Below are 18,480 nucleotides of genomic sequence, written 5' to 3'. Positions count from 1 at the left end.
ACGGCTGTCGACGGAGACAGCATGACGACACTGGCTGTCGGTGTGGTCGGCGCCGGCTGGATGGCGACCGACTACCACATCCCCGCCTTCGAGAGCCACCCCCGGACCCGGGTCGCCGCCGTCGCCGAACGCGACGACGAGCGACGCGCCGCGGCCGCCGAGGAGTTCTCGCTGCCGGGCTACCCGGACGTGACGACGATGCTCGCCGAGACTGAACTGGACGTGGTGTCGATCTGTACGCCGCCGGCGACCCACGAATCGATCTTCCTGTCGGCGGTCGAGGCCGGCTGTCACGTCCTCTGTGAGAAACCCCTGACGATCGACGCCGAGAGCGCGGTCCGGATGCGCGACGCCGCCCACGACCGCGGCGTCGTCACGCAGGTCGGCTACCTCAACCGGTACTACGAGAACTATCAGCGGGCGCTGGAACTCCTGTCGAACGCGTTGCTTGGCGACCTCGTCGAGGTGTCCGTCGCGAACCACTCGGCAGCGCCGGGACAGGGGTGGTACTACAACCCGTCCGTATCGGGCGGTGGCGTCGCCCGGGACCTCTTCCCGCATACGCTCGACGTGGTCCTCGATCTCTTCGAGAGCGCGCCGACCGTGACCGACGCGAGCGTCCGGCACCTCCAGGACCGGCCGGTCGAAGACGCCGCCCGGCTGTCGCTGTCGTTTGCCGGCGTCCCCGCCGAGTTCTCGGCGACCTGGACACAGACCGACGGCGTCTCTCGCTTCCTCGTCGTCGGCACCGAGGGCTGGCTGGAGATCACACCCGACCGGCTGTCGGGCGAGGTCCACGGCCGCCCGCTGGCCTTCGAACACGGGAACCTCCCGATCGTCGACGTCGGTGTCGCCGACCTCTACCCGGCCGGGACGGAGGACCCACACACTGCCCGAATCCACGACTTCGCCGACCACGCCGCCGCGGGCGACACCGACACGGCCGCCCCGGTCGATCGCGGGGTCGCGATCGCCGAGATACTCGATACGGCCTACGAGCAGGCGGGGGTGCAGCGATGACGGTGCTCGTCACCGGCGCGACGGGCTTTATCGGCCTGAACCTCCTGACCGAGATAGCCGAGGAGGAGGACGTCGCCGCGCTCGTCCGACCCGCGGCCTCGACCGCCCGGATTCCCGATGGCGTGACAGTCGTCGAGGGCACCCTCACCGACGATTCGCTGGACGCGGCCGTCGCGACCACGGAACCCGACGCCGTCGTCCATCTGGGGGCCGCGACCTACGCCGAGACCGAGATGCAGTCAACCAACGTCGGCGGGACCGAGCGGCTGGTCGCGGCGGCGGCCGAACACGGCGTCGAGCGGGTCGTGTTCCTCAGTACGATCGGTGCTCACCCCGAGGTACCGAGCGACCCGAACTCGACGTACCAGCAGTCGAAGGTCGCCGCGGAAGAACTACTGTTCCGGCGGGACCACCCCTTCGACGTCTCGGTGCTGTACCCGACGTACATCTTCGGCCCGCTGGACTACCGGCTGGCCCGCTACGATCTGGTGCGCCCGATCGCGTCCAATCGGGTGCTGGTGCCGCCGCTGTACACCTACGACAAGTACAACATCGTCCACGTCGACGACGTCGTCGGCAGCATCCAGCACTGTCTCTCGGCGGGCGCGGACGGGCGCCACCTCGTGACGGGACCGAACCTCACCAACGGCCAGGTGCTCGGGACCATCGCCCACCACACGCCCGGGCGTTGTCGGGTCATCGACGTCCCGTTCGGCCTCACCCGGTGGGGCATCAAGCCGACGCTAGACGTGCTCTACCGCGTCGGCGTCTCGCCGGTGCCCGGCGAAGGGTTCCTCGAACGCGGCGATTTCGGGACAGTTCGGCCCGAACTCACCGAACGCGCACCGGTCCGCCAGCGCTCCTGGCAGTCGGCCCTGACCGAGACCGTCGACTGGTACGAGTCGGTCGGCCTGTTGTAGTCAGGCCGGCGTCAGCCGGTAGACGACCCCCTGCTGTTTCGTCAGTGGCTGCTCGGAGAGCGACGCTGTCGTCCCCAGTACGTAGCTCTCGTCGCCGTCGACACCGAGGGAAAGTACCTGGATCCCCAGTTCCTCGCGGTCGGCGAACTGAACCTCGCGAACCGGCCAGCGGCCGGACGACTGGGGCGTCGCCACGAGTAACCGGCCCGCTGGCTCGGTGAACGAGCGGGTGAAGGCCCCGAAGAGGTACTCGTCCCGGATGGCGTCGATAGAGCCGGTGTGGACGTGACCGCCGATGACCGCGAAGCCGACCGCGTCACCGTCTTCGGTGAAGTGGGGGAACTCCAGGACGGGGTCGACGAGCGGTTCGCCGCGGTCGGACTGGGTGACACACTCGCCGTCGGAACTGGTCCCCAGTTGGGGGTCGTGACAGTGAAAGCCCTCTCTGAGCGGCCAGCCGTAGTTCGCGCCCTTCCGGACAACGTTGATTTCCTCCCAGGTCGCCTGGCCCACGTCGCCGACGATGAGGCGGTCACCGCTGAACGCCATCTTCCAGGGGTTTCGCAACCCCCAGGCGTAGTGTTCGTCCAACCCGTCGCTCCCGACGAGCGGGTTGTCGGCGGGGATGCCGTAGGGTTTGTCGTCGGTCCGGCTGTCGACGTCGATCCGGAGAACGCTTCCTTTGAAGTTGTTCGTGACGTCCTGTCCGTTGAACGGGTTCAGCCCGTCGCCAAGCGCCGCGTAGAGGTAGCCGTCGGGACCGAACTCCAGCGTCCCCGCCTGGTGGATCGGGCGGTGCCACGGCAGATCCAGCAGGATTCGCTCGGTCGAGCGGTCGACGGCGGTGCCGTCGGCGGTCGCGGTGAACTCGGAGAGCCGCTCCCGGTGGTCGAGTTCGTCGTCGTCGGCCGGCGCGCTGTACCGGACGTACAACCGGCGGTTCTGTGCGAACTCGGGGTGAAAGGCCAGCCCGAGCAGCCCGCGCTCGTCGTAGGCTACCCAGTTCGGGAGTCCCTGCCCGACGGCGACGAGTCGGTCGGTCAGGTCCAGAAAGGGCTCGGATGCCAGTCCGTCGGGACCGTGGACGTGGACCTGTCCTGCCTGGTCGACGATGAACCGCCTGTCGGTCCCGTCGTCCGCGGTCGCCATCGAACTCGGGGAGACCAGGCCGGTCGCGACCGTTTCGACGGCCACCGTCGGCCCGGGATCGAAGTACGGGTCGGGCTCGTCGACGGTCGTCGGCGGGGCCGTCGGCGTCTCCGTCGGCTGCTCGGTCGGCGTCTCGTCGCCGGGATCGACGCGGTTGCGCCGGTCGAACGAACAGCCGGCGACGGCACTAGTGAGGCCGACAGCGGCCAGCGACGCCAGAAACGAGCGGCGGGACCGCGACGAGTCGGGAGAAGTGGAGCTATCGTCGGGGGTGTCCATAGGTCCCGGACGGCGGGTAGGCAGTTAATCGTTCTTTCTCCCGTGGCGACGCGGTCGGCCCCGCGGAACGGTGTTCGACAGGTGAGCGACCCGATCTGAGCGTCGATTCGTCGGGTATCCTCGGCTGCGGTTCGGCTATCGCTGTCTATCGCCCGTGATATTGTGCCACGGTTTCGGCCGATAGATCGACGTACGTAGTAGAATCCGTCGGTAATTCCGGGTATTCGTGTTGATAATTCGGCAGAAAAGGTCATATTTGCTGCTAGCGAACAGAGACCACGATGGGCGGCGAACCACCACCAGCCGGCGAAGACACGGATCGTTCCGGACTGTCACGACGGACGGTCCTCAAGTTGACGGGACTGAGCGCGGCGGCACTGCCGTCGGTCGCGGGCTGTCTCGGGAGCGGTGACCCGACGACGGCGCGACTTGGCTACGGCGGCGTTCCGTTAGACGTGCCGGTGTCGATGATCGACACCGTCGTCGCGCCGGCAGTAGTCGGCCCCGAGGACGGGTTGGTCGCACACTGGCCCCTCGACGGGACGGGCGCGACCGCGACCGACGCAGTCGGCGGCAACGACGGCGCGCTCCGCGGGACACCGGTCCAGGGCGTCGACGGCGTCTACGACTCGACAGCGTACTCCTTCGGGACCGGCGACGACACCTACGTCGAAGTGGCCGACGCGTCGGTCCTTCGCCCGGCCGAACTCTCCGTCGCCGCGTGGTACCGGACCACCAGCGAGAAGACCGGGCAGACGATCGTCCAGAAAGCCGACGCCCGGTTCGGTGACACCGGCTACGCCGTCGAGGTCCAGACCGACAACAGCATCCGCGCTCACGTCGGCGTCGAGAGCGGCCAGGCCACGGTCAATCCCTGGGGCTACGCGACCCACGACGGCCAGTGGCACCACGTCTGTCTCACCTGGGACGGCGCGGTCCTGGTCTGTTATCTGGACGGGCAGGAGGTCGCTCGGGACAGTTCGCAGTCGGGTGCCGTCGTCGGCTCCGACCGCTCGCTGTTCATCGGCCGTGGGGACAACGGCTACACCTCCTACTACGCCATGGACGGCGGGATCGACGACGTCCGGGTGTACGACCGGGCACTCTCTGCCGGCGATGTGGGCGGGCTGTACGAGGGAGTGTCCGAGACACCGACAGCAACAGAGACGCCGACGCCGACTCCCACGGCGACTCCCACGGCGACACCAACCCCGACGCCTACTCCAACGCCAACTCCCACGGCCACCCCAACGCCGACCCCAACTCCCACGCCCACACCAACGCCTACTCCAACAGCCACCCCAACGCCAACGCCGACACCGACCGAGACGGTGACCCCAACGCTCCCGTCGCCGGTCGCCCACTGGCGGTTCGAGGAGACGGATGGCTCGGTCGTGGCCGACGACGTCGGCGGTAACGACGGAACGCTCCAGGGAACGCCCGACCTGGCCGTCGACGGGACGGTCGGTGCGTCGGCGATCGATTTCGGCGCCAGTGACGGCAACTACGTCGAGATAGCCGACGCGTCGACGCTGCGTCCGGCCGAACTCTCCATCGCCGGGTGGTACCGGACCACCAGCGGGAAGACGAGCCAGACGATCGTCCAGAAGGGGGTTCCACGGTTCGAAAATCCCGGCTACAGCCTCGACGTGCAGACGAACAACAGCCTGCGGGCGGCGGTCCACGTCGAGAGCGGCCACGCGACGGTCAACCCCTGGGGCTACGCGACCCACGACGGCCAGTGGCACCACGTCTGTCTCACCTGGGACGGGACCGACCTGGTGTTGTACCTCGACGGCGAGGAGATCGACCGCGACGCCAGCCAGGCGGGGTCGGTCGTCCACTCCTCGCGCCCGCTGACCGTCGGCCGCGGGGACAACGGGTTCGCCTCCTACTACGCCATGGACGGACGCGTCGACGATCTGCGGCTCTACGACGAGGCGCTGACACCGACTCAGGTGCAGTCGGTCGTCGAGGGTGAGACGGCAGCGCCGACGCCCACGCCGACACCGACGGCAACACCAACACCGACGCCGACACCCACGCCTACACCGACGCAAACGGCAACACCAACGCCTACCCCAACCCCGACGCCGACGGCAACACCTACGCCCACACCTACGTCCACGCCGACCGCAACGCCAACCCCCACACCGACTGCGACGCCGACATCCACACCGACTCCCACCGAGACAGCGACTCCGACACCGATCCCGAACGACGAGTTCGGCGAACGCGGCTACGGGGACTACGGCTACGGCGGGATCGATCCAGACCAATGACAGACAACCACCAATACGAGACGCCGTCAGCGGGGACGCTGGACTGGCACGAACCGTTGAACAGAAACTTCGAACGCATCGACACCGACGTCGAGATCCGCGATACCGACGACGCTCGCTCGAACTACGCCGCCAAGTCGGGGGCGAAGTTCCTGGCGACCGACACCGGCGCGGTCTACATCGGCGACGGCGGGAACTGGGTCCAACTCGGAACGATCGACAGCGGCGGTGCCAGCGGCGGGACCGACATCGAGGCGGAGCTGATCGCCGGGAACATCGTCGTCCTCGCCCGGGACCTCTCGTCGCCGGAGGTCGTCACGCCGTCGGGGACGAACACGCCGATCCAGGACGCCTACGACGTTCTGGGGGCCAACGACGGGGGCGAGATCCGCCTCCCGCCGGGCCGGATCTCGACCCCTGGGAACATCCGCCCCTACGAGAACACCACGATGACCGGCTTCGGGGCCGAGGTGACGGAACTCGATATCACCGAGCAGACGGCCGACGGGATCGTGTTCGACCGCGACAGCGGGACGCCCGACGTCAGCCTCGGCGGGTTCGCGCTCAACGGGCCGGGCGGGACCGATCCGACCGGCGTCGCCATCCACCACACCAACCGGGACACGATGAACCTCCGTATCGGGCGGTTGCTGTTCTGGGGCTGGAACAACTCGGTGTACCGCGTCGACCAGGGCGTCGGCCCCTTCCAGTGCCGCCACGAACAGATGATCGTCTACGACTGTGACGCCGGCGCCGAGGACGGCCTCTTCGAGTTCCGGTCGTACTACGGCCCGGCCAACTGGTTCGGGACCATCGCCGTCTATCCCATCCCGGATTCCAGCGGCGAGAACTCGACGGTGTTCTACTCCCGGGGCGGGACCCAGACCGTCGACTACCTCACGATGGGCGGGTCGACCGGCTACGCGATCGATCAGACCTGGGACAGCGTCATCGAGTTCGGCAACGTCCACTACGAACCGGTCGGTCAGGTCGCCGAGTCGTCGGCGATCGTCCGCCTGCGGGGCCACGGGACGGCGACCATCGACACGGTCAAACACGTCACCGGTGCGCCGGACTACGTCTACGAACTGGACTACGACTCCTACCTCGGGAACGCACCCAACAGGAAGATCCTGGGGCCGTACATCGAACTCGGCCAGGAGGCGTCGCTGGGCGAGACCATCGTCAACCTCGCCCACCCGACCGACCCCACGGCGCCCTCGTTGTACCAGGGATCGCCCGACGACGTGGCCGTCACGCACAGCCAGGGAAGCACCGGCGGGTTCCGGGCGCTCGGAACCGCCGGGACGGGATTCTAACCCGGTTCGCCGGCCCGGTAGTCCCGAAGCCGGGTCACCGGTCAGCCCGGGAGCGGCTCCCAGTCGTCGGCAGAGTCGGTGAGGCTATGACGGTGGCCACACAACGGCCGCTATGACGAACGACCCGACAGGTGACGGAGCCGGGGAACGTGGCGTCTCACGGCGGGACTACCTCCTCGGTGCCGGCGCCGTCGGGCTAGCTGCGGTAGCAGGTTGTGTCGGACTCGGTGGCGGCACCGACGACGTCACGACCGCGTTGCTGTCGGGGACAGTAGTCGTCCTGAGTGCCGACACCGACGAGCCGACCCTCGTCGATCCCGCTGAGACGACGACGCCAGTCGGGGACGCCATCGATTCCCTCGGTGCGGCTGGCGGGACGATCTGTCTCCCGCCGGGGCGGGTCCGGGACGAGGGACCGATCCGACTCCGGTCGAACACCTCGGTCGTCGGGTTCGGCCCCGACGTGTCCGAACTGGACATCACGACGCCCGAGACCGACGGGCTGGTCTTCGCCGATCCGGACGGTATCGATCGCGTACTCCTGGACCAGTTCGCGCTCAACGGGCCGGGACTGGACGCCGACTCCGGCGCCGCCATCCACCACCGCGAGGGCGACACCCAGGAGTTGATCGTCGGCCACCTGCTGTTGTGGGGCTGGAACAACTCGGTGTACCGCGTCGACCAGGGCGTCGGCCCCTTCCAGTGTCGCCACCGGCAGTTGACCGTCTACGAGTGCGACGCCGGCAGCGAGGACGGCCTCTTCGACTTCGGCTCCTACTACGGCCCGGCCAACTGGTTCGGGACCCTCGCTATCTACCCCCGATCGGGGTACAGCGGGACCGACTCGACGGTGTTTTTCTCCCGGGGCGGGAGCCAGCGGATCGAGTATCTCACGATGGGCGGGACCGCCGGAACCGCCGTCGAACAGACCGGTGACGCCAACCTCCAGATCGATCACGTCCACTGGGAGCCCCACGAAGCCGAGACCGTCCCGACCGCCATCGTCGATCTGAGCGGTGGCCGGCCGGCCCGCATCGGAACGGTCAAACACGTCACCGGGACCGCCGAGTTTGCCTACCGCCTCTCGGGCGACGAGGTCGTCGGGGCCGACCCGGCACAGAAGTTCCTCGGACCGTACGACCCCGCTGGCGATTCACCCACGCTGACCCGTGGCGTCGTCGAACTGGCCGCGGCCGGAGACAGTGCTCGGCCGTGTTTTTATCTCGGGACGGCCGGGGACGTCACCGTCTCACACGGTTCGGACACCACCGGCGGACTCAGGGCACTGGGCGACGCCGGGACGGGGCTGTGACCGGCCGACGCCGGAAAGGCTAAGCGTTCTGTGCTGCATTTGATACGCAGACAGATGTCAGTTGGTTCCCGAAGAGGCAGTTCTGAGGTCGGAGGTGACTCGGGACCCGTCCGGGTCGCGCTCGTCAGCCAGCAGTATCCGCCGGAGTTGGGTGGCAACGCGTCACGCGTCGGTGACACGGCCCGGCAGCTCGCACACGACGGGGTCGAGGTGAGTGTGGTCGCACCGCCCCTGTCGTATCCCCCGGAGACGTACGCCCGGAGCTGGCGGCGCCACGAGCGGACGACCGACGGCGATATCGACGTCCACCGGCTGTGGGCCTGGCAACCGAGCCGCGTCGACCCGAACGCGCTCGAACGGCTCGCGTACTACTTTCTGTTCGCACTGCACGCGACGCTGTGGCTGTTGTACCACCGCCGGAAGTTCGACGCCGTCGTCTGTACCACGCCGCCGGTGTTCACCGGGATTCCGGGGCTCGTCTTCGGCGAACTCACCCGCAAGCCCCTGGTCGTCGACGTGGGCGACCTCTGGATCGACGCCGCGGCGGGGCTCGGGTTCATCCGCGAGACGAGCCTCTCGACACGGTTGAGTCGGCGCTACGAACACCTGCTGCTGTTGCGGGCCGACCGGATTCTGACGACGACCGAGGAGATGAGTCGCCTGCTGGAACGCGCCCACGGCCCCGCGATCGCGCAACGGTTCCTCGTCGCACCCAACGCCGTCGACGTCCAGCGGTTCGGCCCGGATCGCGGGACCGGTGACGACGGCCGGACGATCATCTACACGGGGATCTTCGGTCACGCCCAGGACCTGGAAGCGTGTATCCGGGCGATGGCGCTGATCGAGCACGACGCGACGCTGAAACTCGTCGGCGACGGGGACACCAGATCGCGCCTGGAGGCGGTGGTCGCCGAACTCGGCGTCGAGGACCGCGTCGAGATCCACGGCCCCGTCGAACGCGACGCGGTGCCCGGGTTGCTCGCCTCGGCCTCGATCGGGGTCGCTCCGTTGAAAGACACGCCGGGACTGCGCTATGCCGTCCCGCTGAAGACCTACGAGTACATGGCGAGTGGCCTCCCGGTCGTCGGGACCGACATGGGGGCGTTCAGCGATCTCATCGACGCCTCGGAGGGGGGGCTCGCCGTCGGGAACTCCCCCGAGGCCCTGGCCGCCGCGTTCGACGAACTGCTCGCCGATCCCGACCAGCGCGAGCGACTGGGGAGACAGGCCCGCGAGCACGTCGAACAACACTACGACCGGCGCGTCCTCGGGGAGCGACTCGCCGGGATGTTGCGTGACCTCGTCGCGACCACGGGAGGGCACCGGTGACGGATCTCTCGTCGGTCCCCAGCTTCGAGTCGGCCAACGACGTACAGTACCGGGCGATGGTCTCCTCGGCCCACCACCAGAACCACGTCTTCCAGGTGCGGACGCCGTTCAACCACCGCTCGCTCGACGCGATCAACCGGACGGCCGCCGAGATCGACGTGGTGTCGCCGACCCCCTTCGCGCCGCCGATCGGTCCGAACTCCGAGTACGGGAACATCCCACAGACCGAACGCTGGGGGACCTACCGCGTCCACTATCCCCGGTTCCTGTACGCGATCCCGAAAAACCGGTTCTACCACTATTCCGGCCGGTCGATGCAGAAGCGGGTCCCCCGGTACGTCGAGCGGACCTTCGAGACACCCCACGACGTGGTCCACACCTGCGATATCTACCTCGACGGCTACGGGATGTTACCCTACTGCCGGCGCCACGACATCCCGCTCGTCGTGACCAGCCACGCCTCCGAACTGAAAAACTACGAGACGTTCACCGACGATGCGAAGGCTCACATCCGGGAGACCCTGAGCTACGCGTCGAAGGTCCTGACCGTCAGCGACGAGTTGAACGACATCGCGCGGAGGCTGACCGCCCCCGAGAAGATCGAGACGGTCCCGATCGGGGAAGACCCCCGGAAGTTCCCGACCGACCGCCGCGAACAGATCCGTTACGAACTCGGCATCGACGAGGACACCACACTCCTGCTGTTCGTCGGCGCCTACTACGAACAGAAGGGCCTCAGGGAGTTGATCGAGGCGATGCGACGGCTCGACAGGGACGACGTCTACCTCGTCACCGTCGGCCACGAGGGCGACATGCGGTGGTGGCTGCTCGACCAGTTGGGCGAGCTGACACACCCGGCCCACTCCTTCTGGCGGCTCGATCCGGTCGCGCTCCGCCGCTGGCAGGTCGCCGCCGACATGCTCGTCCACCCGAGTTGGACCGAGGCACGGCCGACGGTGATCTACGAGGCGATGGCCGCGAAGACCCCGTCGCTCGCGACGAACGTCGGCGGCATCCCGGAGATGGTCGAGGACGGCGTGACCGGGGAACTCATCCCGTCCAGAGACGTGGAGGCACTCCGGCGAGCCATCGATCGCATGGCCGACGACCCCGAACAGTTGCAGGAGATGGGCGAGGCGGCCCTCCAGCGGTTGCTCGACGAACAGTGGACCTGGCAACACCACGCTAAACAGGTCACGGACATCCACAAAGAGGCGTTCCGATGATCGCGTGCCAGGAGCGATGACCGGGGCCGACAGCCCGCCCCGCGTCAGCGTCGTCATCCCGACCTACAACCGCGCCGACACGGTCCGGCGCGCGATCGAGAGCGCGCTCGCACAGACGGTCACCGACATCGAAGTCGTCGTCGTCGACGACGGGAGCACCGATGACACCGCGGCAGTCGTGGCCGGGATCGACGACGAGCGGGTCCGATATATCGGCCACGAAGGAAACCGTGGTCGCAGTGTGGCACGAAACACCGGTATCGACGCCGCACGCGGCGAGTACGTCGCCTTCCTCGACTCTGACGACCACTGGCTTCCCGGGAAACTCGAACGGCAACTCGACGAACTATCGAGGCGCTCGCCGGAGTGGATCGGCGTCTACTGTGAGTTCCTGACCCCCAAGCCGTCGGCGCTCGGGCGGACCGTCGACTGGCTCTCCCGGGAGGTGTTCGCAGCCCCCAACGCGTTGGAGGGGGGGCGCGAACTGGCACGGGAGATCCTCACCGTCAACGTCCTCATGGGTCCGGGCTCGACGCTGCTGGTCGAGCGCGAGGCACTGTTGGCGACCGACGGCTTCGACGAGGAACTCGTCGACCACGAGGACTGGGATCTGGTCCTCCAGTTGCTCGCTCGTGGGAAGATCGCCCACGTCGACGAGGCGCTCGTGGTCGTTCCGTCTTCCGGCGGGGACCCGTCGCCGGAGGAACTCGTCGACAACAAACGCCGCTTTCTCTCCCGCCACGCCGACCTGATCCGGGAGTTCGAAGCCGAAGGTACCCACATCAACCGGGTCCACCGGCTCCACATCGTCGCCGTCTTCTTCCAGAACGGCCGGTTCCGCGACGGACTCGCGTATCTGCGACCGGACGCCCTGCTGGAGCCGAAAAACTGGGTCCGGCTGGCCTGGTGGGCAGTGATAGGCACCCGGAGCCGGCTGAAGCGGGCCGGTGCAGCGGGGGGTCGGTAACCCGTGCCGGGCGACGACTACCCGACTGTCTCCGTGGTCATCCCGTACGGACCGAAGTTTACCCCCGAGTCGATGCTGGCTGAAGCCCGCGAGACCGTCGCTGCCCAGTCGGTCCCCACGGAGTGTCTGGTCGTCGAGGACACCGACCACCGCGGGCCGGCGTGGGCGCGCAACCACGGGCTCGAACGGGCCGACACCCGGTACGTCGCGTTCTTGGACGCCGACGACCTCTGGGAACCGGAGAAGCTCACGCGGCAACTCGACCGGATGACCGAGACGGGTGCGGGCATCTGCGTCGAGGGGGACCCGATGTCGATGGACGACTTCGTCTATCGGGTGTTGCTCGGCGACATGGCGGCGCTGACGCCGTCGATCCTGCTCGATACGGAGCAGGTGTCGACTACCTTCGAGGAAGGACTGACGCGGGGGGAGGACCTGCTGTTCATCCTCGAAGCCGCGACGGAAGCGGGCGTCTGCCTCTGTCCGGACCTGTACACCCGGCGGTCCCACGACCGGAGCGTCACCGCGACCGAACTCCCCGTCACCGACTACGTCGCGGTCGACAAGCGGTTCGCCTATCTGGTGAGCCAGCGGGTCCCCGAGGCACAGCCGTACGTCGAGCCCTACTACGTCCAGTCGTTCACACAGGCCGGCGTCTCCTGCCACGAGGCCGGTGCCTACGACCGGGCGATCGATTACTACGTCCGAGCCCTGCGGCTCTCCCCGCATCCGTTCACCGCGGCGTACCTCTGTCGGAGTCTGGTCGCGAAGTATCTCCCCTGACAGCGTGTCGGTGAACACGACCGGTGCTTTCGGGACGGTCAGTACGAAGGAGACGAGACCATTCGCTACGGCGTAGATATCCGGAAGAACGAATCGCCGACCATCGCTACGAACGACGGGCAGGCTCAGTCGTTAGTTGCGGACGAGGTTCGTCGCGCGGGGTCCCTTCTGGGATGATTCGATGTCGAACTCGACTTCTTGCCCCTCTTCGAGGTCCGGACCGCCGACGTCCTCCATGTGGAAGAACACGTCTTCGTCGTCGTCGAGGTCGCCGTCGTCAGTCGAAATGAAACCGTAGCCGCCAGTGTCGTTGAAAAAGTCAACCTTACCGTTTGCCATTACAAACAAATGTAACCCCGCCCCGCGGATAACACTTCCGAGAGTCGGGGTACCACGGCGCTTCCGTTCCGACGCCTGTGGGATGGGCGTCGGGAGTTCGGTTCGTTCGAATCACAGGAGCCACCCCGTTTTCGGAGGCAAGTATTTACCCCGTGGTCGCGAGATGTAATCCGCATCGTCATGCAACCGTGTCACAGCTGCCAGACGGTTATCGACGAGTATCTCTTGAACAAACGACTCGAACCCCTGCGCGAGCTCACGGCCGACGACTTCAACGTCTGTGCTGACTGTGCGACCATCGTCGCGGATGCGTGCGTGAAATGCGGCGGCGCTGTGTACGTTCCTCGAAGCGGATCCGTCACCCCCGACTACTGCCCGGCGTGCCGTTCCGACGTGATAGACCGCACCGGCCACGACCCCGGTTGGACGCGTGGCCACGAATCCGCCTGAACGGCGCCCGCTCCCGGACTTTCTCTGATCGGTCGAGAAGGGGGCGTCCCCCCGGTAGTTCGGCCGTCCGTCGGTACACCGAAATTCGTGACGGACGGGACGTTTCGTCTACGGGAACCGTGGCAGGCGGTTCGAGAGCCCCTGCAGGACGATCCGAGCACGTCGGAGCGTGTGGTAGGTATCGACGACGGAATGGTAGCCGTCGATCACCGTGACGTCCTCGTTGGCCGCGAGCGTGTGCCGGCCGCCGGCGTAGGGACCGTCCGCATCGGGCACGAGTTCACCGACGACGGTCTCCTCGAAGGCCGTCGGCGTCAGCCGGTCGACCCGGTTGACGACGACGCGTTTCCCGTACCCGCCGGCACAGTACTGGCCGGGTCGATAGAGCGTCCCGTCCTCGGTCCAGGGCGTCCCCGCGGGCCGAACCGAGCGAACGTCGCTCTTGACGGGGTTGTTGGCGTGGGGGACCCAGTCGCCACGCAGCGACGGGGCGTGGTAGACGTGGAGGTTGGTCTCCGGAAGCTCGTCGAGCAGCGTGCAAAACAGCCACCAGCGCCCGTCGTGTTGAATCACGGTCGGGTCGATCCCCATCACGTCGGGGACGAGCGTCTCGACGTGTTCCCACTCGGCCGGGCCGTGGAGTTCGTAGAGGCTGATCTCGTTGCCCTCCGCCATCTCCGGCGTGACGTAGGTCGAGCCGTCGTGGACGAACGCGTACGGGTAGGAGAGATGGAACGGCTGTTCGAACACGACTTCGGTGTTGGCAAACGAGAGGTCGTCGTCGAGACTGAGCGCCGAGATGACTCCCTTCGAGGTGTCGAAGGGGAAGTCCTCGAAGAGGAGATACGGGTCGCCGTCGATCCGGACCGGGAACGGGTCCGCGACGAACCGCCGGCTGTCCGGGAGCGGGAACCACTCGAAGTCGGTCCCCGCCGGATCGGCGACGACGGCCTCGATCGGCGTGTCGGTGACCCCGATACTCCAGACGCCGCTGCCGCTCGTCATGAGGTCCCACGCTGCCCGGATCTGTGCGAACGCCAGTCCGGCGACGCCGCCGACGCCGGGTTCCCGACCCGCCTCACGGTCGATCGGGACCGACTCGCCGTCCAGGTAGTCCGCCTCGCCGATCGCGATGTCGACGGCGACGGCGGCGGGCCAGCGCGCGCTCCCCGCGAAGAGCCGGTCGACGGTCGCCGGCCAGGAGTGGCCGACCGTCGGGAACGTCCCACGGCGCAACGGAACGCCGGTGTTCGGGCCGGTCACTCGCCAGAGCGCGGCGTGTGTGACTGGATGGCCGGCACGGAGTTCGTCGACACAGGGGGGCCAGGTTCCACCCTGGCCGTCGCCGCCGTACCGGAACTCCCAGACCCCGTAGGTCGGGGCCGACAGAACCGCCTCGTCCTTGAGTGCGAGCCCACCGAGCCGGACCAACACGTCGAGGTCAGACAGCGAGACCGCCCGCCGTGCTCGCTCGCCCACCTCGACCGCGCCGTCATCGCGGCGGCCCTGGATCGGGACCCGCTCGACGCCACCCAGTTCGTCGGTCAGATCGACGATCGTGCTGGCACCGGGCCTGGGGGTAAGCCGCTGCCAGTTGTCCCACACCGACCAGGACGGATCAGTCGTCGCGTCCGGGACTGCCGACAGCCGCCGACCCGGATCGAGGTGGGCTGAGGCGGGCCGGCCCGTGGCCGGTGATTCGTCGAGGAGCAACACGAGCGCCACGGAGTCGACCGAACGCAACGACTGGATCACCCGTGCTTGCCAGGACGGGAGTTCGAGCCCCGAACAGGCAACGGCGACCCGGATCGGATCGCTGTCGTCCGGAGCGGAACCGTCCCGTTCGGTGGGTGTCACCGGGAATCACCGCCCTCGCCGAACAGGCCGTCGTAGCGCTCCCCGTCGTAGATGACACGAGTCTCGCCCGCCGAGTAGACGACGCTGTGACGCGCCGTCTCCGTTCGATACCGTGACTCCGAGACGGCAAAGAAGGCGACCTCCGACGAGAGCAGCCCCCGTCCGGACGCTACCGGGACGACAGAGTCGGCCCAACTGTCACGCACCACGAGGTACCCCGTCGGTGCCGAGAGCCCGTCCGGGCCGGCTCGTAACCCCTGTTGCTGTCTGACGAGCTGGTCGCTGCCGGCGAACGGGGCCGAAGCGAACGCCCGGGCGGTGATCTGATCCGACGCGGCCGGCTGGGTGCCGTATCGATCGATGAACGTCGCAGTTTCGACGGTGGCGGCGTACTCCCGGTCGGACATCGCCGTCTGGACGTCGCGATCGGGGACGTCGACCGCCTCGATGTCGTCCGCGGTCAGCGTCGTCAGCGCCCCAGCAGTGCCCAGTGTCGCGACCAGGACGAGCCCGACGACGGCGGCGGTCCGGCCGGCACGGGGTCCGAACCCGCCGAGCGTGCGGGCGATCCCGATCCCCAACGGGAGCACCGCGAACAGGACCACGACGACGGTGATCCGCTCGACCTGCGGGATCTGGACGGGCAACGGGAGGAACAGCGGGACCGTCCCGACGGCGACGGCCAGTAGGGGTCCACGGTGGGCGTACCGCCGGCCGGCGGCGAGCATCTCGTAGAGCCCGACCAACGCGACGGCACCGAAGAGACTGTAGTAGATGCCCGTCGGCCGAGCGAACCACGAGAGCGCGCGCTCGGCGGTGTCGGGCGGGACGGTCACGCCGTAGAGAAACGTCGAGAACGCGCCGCTACCGGCGACCTCCCGTCCGATGCCGAACGCGAGCCCGAAGATCCCGTAGACGATGATGCTGCCCGAGAAGACGAGATAGCTCACGACCGCGGCGGCGACGACGACGACCGGGAAGCTCCACCGGAAGCGGAGCCGACGCCGGGCGTCGGCCAGCGGCTGGAGTGCGGGGTGGTCGACGCGCCCGGCCACGAACGGGACCGCGTAGGTCACGGCCGCGACCGCACCGACGGGGACGAGCGCGACGACGTATGTCAGGTGGTGGACGGAGACGAGCACGACGACCAGTCCGAGCGTGTAGGCGCCGTAGCGGCGGTAGCGGCGGGTCGTTCCCGCCGTCGAGAGCGACGTCGCCACGTAGAACCCGACGCCGAGCAGGACGACCGCGAGCGTCTGCGGGAAGAAGTAGACGGCGTGGTAGCCGACCCACTCGACGGCAGTGACCGCCAGCGCCACCCCGAGGGCGAGCCGCGTCCCCTCGAAGAGACGGGTCGCGACGAGATACATCGTCGGGACCAGCAGCGCGGAGACGCCGATCCCGACCCAGACGAGGGCGTCGTACGGCGAGAGTCCCCCGAGTAACGAGGCCGCGCCGACGAAGAGGTGAAAGCCGGGGAAGAAGTCGTAGCCGTGGGGCAACACGGTCGTGTAGCCGGCCGCGAACAGCCGGTTGAGACTGTCGACGTGGGCGAACGTGTCGGTGCCGCCGAAGTAGAAGCCGGTCGTGAGATGCTTCGAGATCGGCGGCACCGCGAACAGGACGGTCGTCGCCACCAGCGTCGGGACCGGTGCCCCGTCGTGACGAACCTGTGTTCCAACCAAGAGATACCCGGCTGGGAGGACCACGAGCAACGCCGCGAGCCGGTTCCCGGTCCAGGCAGTCACGGCGACGGCCACTGCACCGAGGACGACGACGAGTTTGGCCGTCTGGGCCGCTGTGATCGGCGGCGAACCGGCTGGCGTCCCGTCGCCACGAGTCAACACGTAGAGGGCCAGCGCGACCACTGCCGCGATGACGGCGTAGCCGGCTCTGATCGCCGAAGCGACTTCGAGGACACCGAGCGCGACCACGCCGCCGAGCGCAGCGACCGTCAGTGCGACGGCTGCTCCCCCCACCAGGGTGACTCGATCGGTGGCTGTCATCGGCGCCCAGAGCGGGACGCGGCGACCAATCGGCGTCCGACGGGCTCGGTTCTCATCATATTCACACGCAGACGCCCGGTGGGCAAAACTGTACTGGACGGCGCCACGCTTTTGCCGGCCGCCGGCGGAGAGAGCATATGCCCACCCGCCGCCAGCGCCGCCTGATCCGCCTGCTCGTCGGGTGGTCCCTCGCCGTCGTGGTCGGTCTCGCCGCCGTGGGCGCACTCACCGGGACACACTGGTTCGTTCTGACGCTGTTGGGTGCGCTCGTCGCGATACAGCGGACGACCGCACTGTACGCGAGCCCTCCCTGGCGCCGGGGCATCCGTGTGTTGGTACTCGCCGGGATCTCCGTCTTCGTCGTCGTCGTCACCGTCGAGGTCTGGCGGACCGCGACGGAACTGTTTGCTCGCGGGCTGTGAGGGTCGGTAACCGCCGATTACGACTCCTGTTCGCCGGCCGGCCAGCGCAGTTCGACCGTGAACGCGTAGGCTTGCTCACCACCGTCATCCCGGACCTCGGTCAGTTCGACCGGTCGGTCCAGTGCCGCCGCGAGTCCGGTCGCGAGAAACGAGGGGACCGGGTGGTCGATCCGCTCGGGTTCCCCCAGCGGGCAGCCACGGACCGACACCGTCGCCTGCCGACCGTCGACGGTCCCGCTCGCGTCGGCTGCGAGGTCGTACACCGCCGTGACCCCGTCACAGAGCGCGTCGACGTGATGTGTCGCGTCGGTCGCCACGGCGTCGGTCCGGTGCTCCCGAAAGCGCGTGACCATCCCGGCCGCCGTCGGAGTGACGACGATCGCTGCAGTCTGGTCGTCGACAGCCCGTTCAGCGTGGGTTATCGGGTCACCCTCGCCGTCGGGGACGACCAACCGGGGACCCCGGTCGGCCGTCGGCGGGAGGTAGACACGCCTGTCGTCGAGGTCCCGCTGGGCGAGGAGTGACTCGACGGTCCGCCCGGCGGCAGCCGCAGTACTGGCTGTCACCGCGAGCGGTAGGTCACGACCGGCAGTGAGAACGTGGTTGGCGACGCCACCGACCAGCAGGGTCCCGGACAGCGCCAGTAACAGGTAGAGCCCGTCGTCGGTCGGTGTGATCGGGAGTACAGCGGTCTGGAACCGGACCGCGAGCCCGACGAGACCGAGTGCGAGCAACAGCGCCGTCGGGATCGACGGCCACCTTCGGAGTGAGCGCTCGGTTGCGGTCCTACGCATCGGGCCACACCACTGCGGTCGGACTC

General features: G+C 68.0%; 16 protein-coding genes. 11 read left to right on the top strand and 5 right to left on the bottom strand.

Annotated elements, in window-relative coordinates:
* Positions 1-21 precede the first annotated feature (21 nt).
* The gene (locus P0204_RS11360; protein WP_276179253.1) at positions 22-1,020 is read left to right on the top strand and encodes a Gfo/Idh/MocA family protein; all 999 of its coding nucleotides are present in this window, start codon (positions 22-24) and stop codon (positions 1,018-1,020) included.
* Positions 1,017-1,940, top strand: coding sequence for an NAD-dependent epimerase/dehydratase family protein (locus P0204_RS11355; protein WP_276179251.1), 924 nt, complete (start codon positions 1,017-1,019; stop codon positions 1,938-1,940). The genes P0204_RS11360 and P0204_RS11355 overlap by 4 nt, the downstream gene beginning before the upstream one ends.
* Here the strand turns inward: P0204_RS11355 and P0204_RS11350 are convergent, their stop codons facing one another.
* Positions 1,941-3,368 carry a PQQ-dependent sugar dehydrogenase gene (locus P0204_RS11350; protein WP_276179248.1) on the bottom strand — a complete coding sequence of 476 codons (1,428 nt, stop codon included), beginning with the start codon at positions 3,366-3,368 and terminating at the stop codon, positions 1,941-1,943.
* Between the two features lie 281 nt (positions 3,369-3,649).
* Between P0204_RS11350 and P0204_RS11345 the strand changes: the two genes are divergently transcribed.
* The 7 genes from P0204_RS11345 to P0204_RS11315 all read left to right on the top strand — a co-directional run bounded on the left by P0204_RS11345 (position 3,650) and on the right by P0204_RS11315 (position 12,586).
* Positions 3,650-5,650, top strand: coding sequence for a LamG domain-containing protein (locus P0204_RS11345; protein WP_276179246.1), 2,001 nt, complete (start codon positions 3,650-3,652; stop codon positions 5,648-5,650).
* Entirely contained in the window at positions 5,647-6,969 is a 1,323-nt protein-coding gene (locus P0204_RS11340) for a hypothetical protein (protein WP_276179244.1), read from the top strand. Before P0204_RS11345 ends, P0204_RS11340 begins: the two co-directional genes overlap by 4 nt.
* A 112-nt stretch (positions 6,970-7,081) precedes the next feature.
* Positions 7,082-8,281 carry a hypothetical protein gene (locus tag P0204_RS11335; RefSeq protein ID WP_276179242.1) on the top strand — a complete coding sequence of 400 codons (1,200 nt, stop codon included), beginning with the start codon at positions 7,082-7,084 and terminating at the stop codon, positions 8,279-8,281.
* Positions 8,282-8,335: 54 nt separating this feature from the next.
* Positions 8,336-9,610, top strand: a complete 1,275-nt coding sequence (locus P0204_RS11330) for a glycosyltransferase family 4 protein (protein WP_276179240.1) — start codon at positions 8,336-8,338, stop codon at positions 9,608-9,610.
* Positions 9,607-10,836, top strand: coding sequence for a glycosyltransferase family 4 protein (locus P0204_RS11325; protein ID WP_276179238.1), 1,230 nt, complete (start codon positions 9,607-9,609; stop codon positions 10,834-10,836). The genes P0204_RS11330 and P0204_RS11325 overlap by 4 nt, the downstream gene beginning before the upstream one ends.
* A 16-nt stretch (positions 10,837-10,852) precedes the next feature.
* A complete protein-coding gene (locus tag P0204_RS11320; RefSeq protein WP_276179236.1) occupies positions 10,853-11,803 on the top strand; it encodes a glycosyltransferase family 2 protein in 951 nt (316 codons plus the stop codon).
* A 3-nt stretch (positions 11,804-11,806) separates the two neighbouring features.
* A complete protein-coding gene (locus tag P0204_RS11315; RefSeq protein WP_276179234.1) occupies positions 11,807-12,586 on the top strand; it encodes a glycosyltransferase in 780 nt (259 codons plus the stop codon).
* Positions 12,587-12,718: 132 nt separating this feature from the next.
* Here the strand turns inward: P0204_RS11315 and P0204_RS11310 are convergent, their stop codons facing one another.
* Positions 12,719-12,925, bottom strand: coding sequence for a cold-shock protein (locus P0204_RS11310; RefSeq protein WP_276179232.1), 207 nt, complete (start codon positions 12,923-12,925; stop codon positions 12,719-12,721).
* Between the two features lie 180 nt (positions 12,926-13,105).
* Here P0204_RS11310 and P0204_RS11305 point away from each other — a divergent pair, with 180 nt between their 5' ends.
* Entirely contained in the window at positions 13,106-13,375 is a 270-nt protein-coding gene (locus P0204_RS11305) for a DUF7571 family protein (RefSeq protein ID WP_276179230.1), read from the top strand.
* Between the two features lie 108 nt (positions 13,376-13,483).
* On the opposite strand, the gene P0204_RS11300 is transcribed toward P0204_RS11305, so the two are convergent.
* Together P0204_RS11300 and P0204_RS11295 are read right to left on the bottom strand one after the other, a co-directional pair.
* Positions 13,484-15,232: a glucosamine inositolphosphorylceramide transferase family protein gene (locus P0204_RS11300; RefSeq protein ID WP_276179228.1), complete on the bottom strand. Its 1,749-nt coding sequence runs from the start codon at positions 15,230-15,232 to the stop codon at positions 13,484-13,486.
* Entirely contained in the window at positions 15,229-17,238 is a 2,010-nt protein-coding gene (locus P0204_RS11295; protein WP_276179226.1) for a hypothetical protein, read from the bottom strand. Before P0204_RS11295 ends, P0204_RS11300 begins: the two co-directional genes overlap by 4 nt.
* Before the next feature lie 137 nt (positions 17,239-17,375).
* Here P0204_RS11295 and P0204_RS11290 point away from each other — a divergent pair, with 137 nt between their 5' ends.
* Positions 17,376-17,660: a DUF8044 family membrane protein gene (locus tag P0204_RS11290; RefSeq protein WP_276179224.1), complete on the top strand. Its 285-nt coding sequence runs from the start codon at positions 17,376-17,378 to the stop codon at positions 17,658-17,660.
* A gap of 17 nt (positions 17,661-17,677) precedes the next feature.
* On the opposite strand, the gene P0204_RS11285 is transcribed toward P0204_RS11290, so the two are convergent.
* Positions 17,678-18,454: a DUF7982 domain-containing protein gene (locus P0204_RS11285; RefSeq protein ID WP_276179222.1), complete on the bottom strand. Its 777-nt coding sequence runs from the start codon at positions 18,452-18,454 to the stop codon at positions 17,678-17,680.
* Positions 18,455-18,480: the final 26 nt, after the last annotated feature.

Origin of the sequence: Haloarcula halophila (assembly GCF_029278565.1) — an archaeon.
In the GTDB taxonomy this organism is placed as follows: Archaea; Halobacteriota; Halobacteria; order Halobacteriales; family Haloarculaceae; genus Haloarcula; species Haloarcula halophila.
This window is presented reverse-complemented; position numbering and strand designations above follow the sequence as displayed.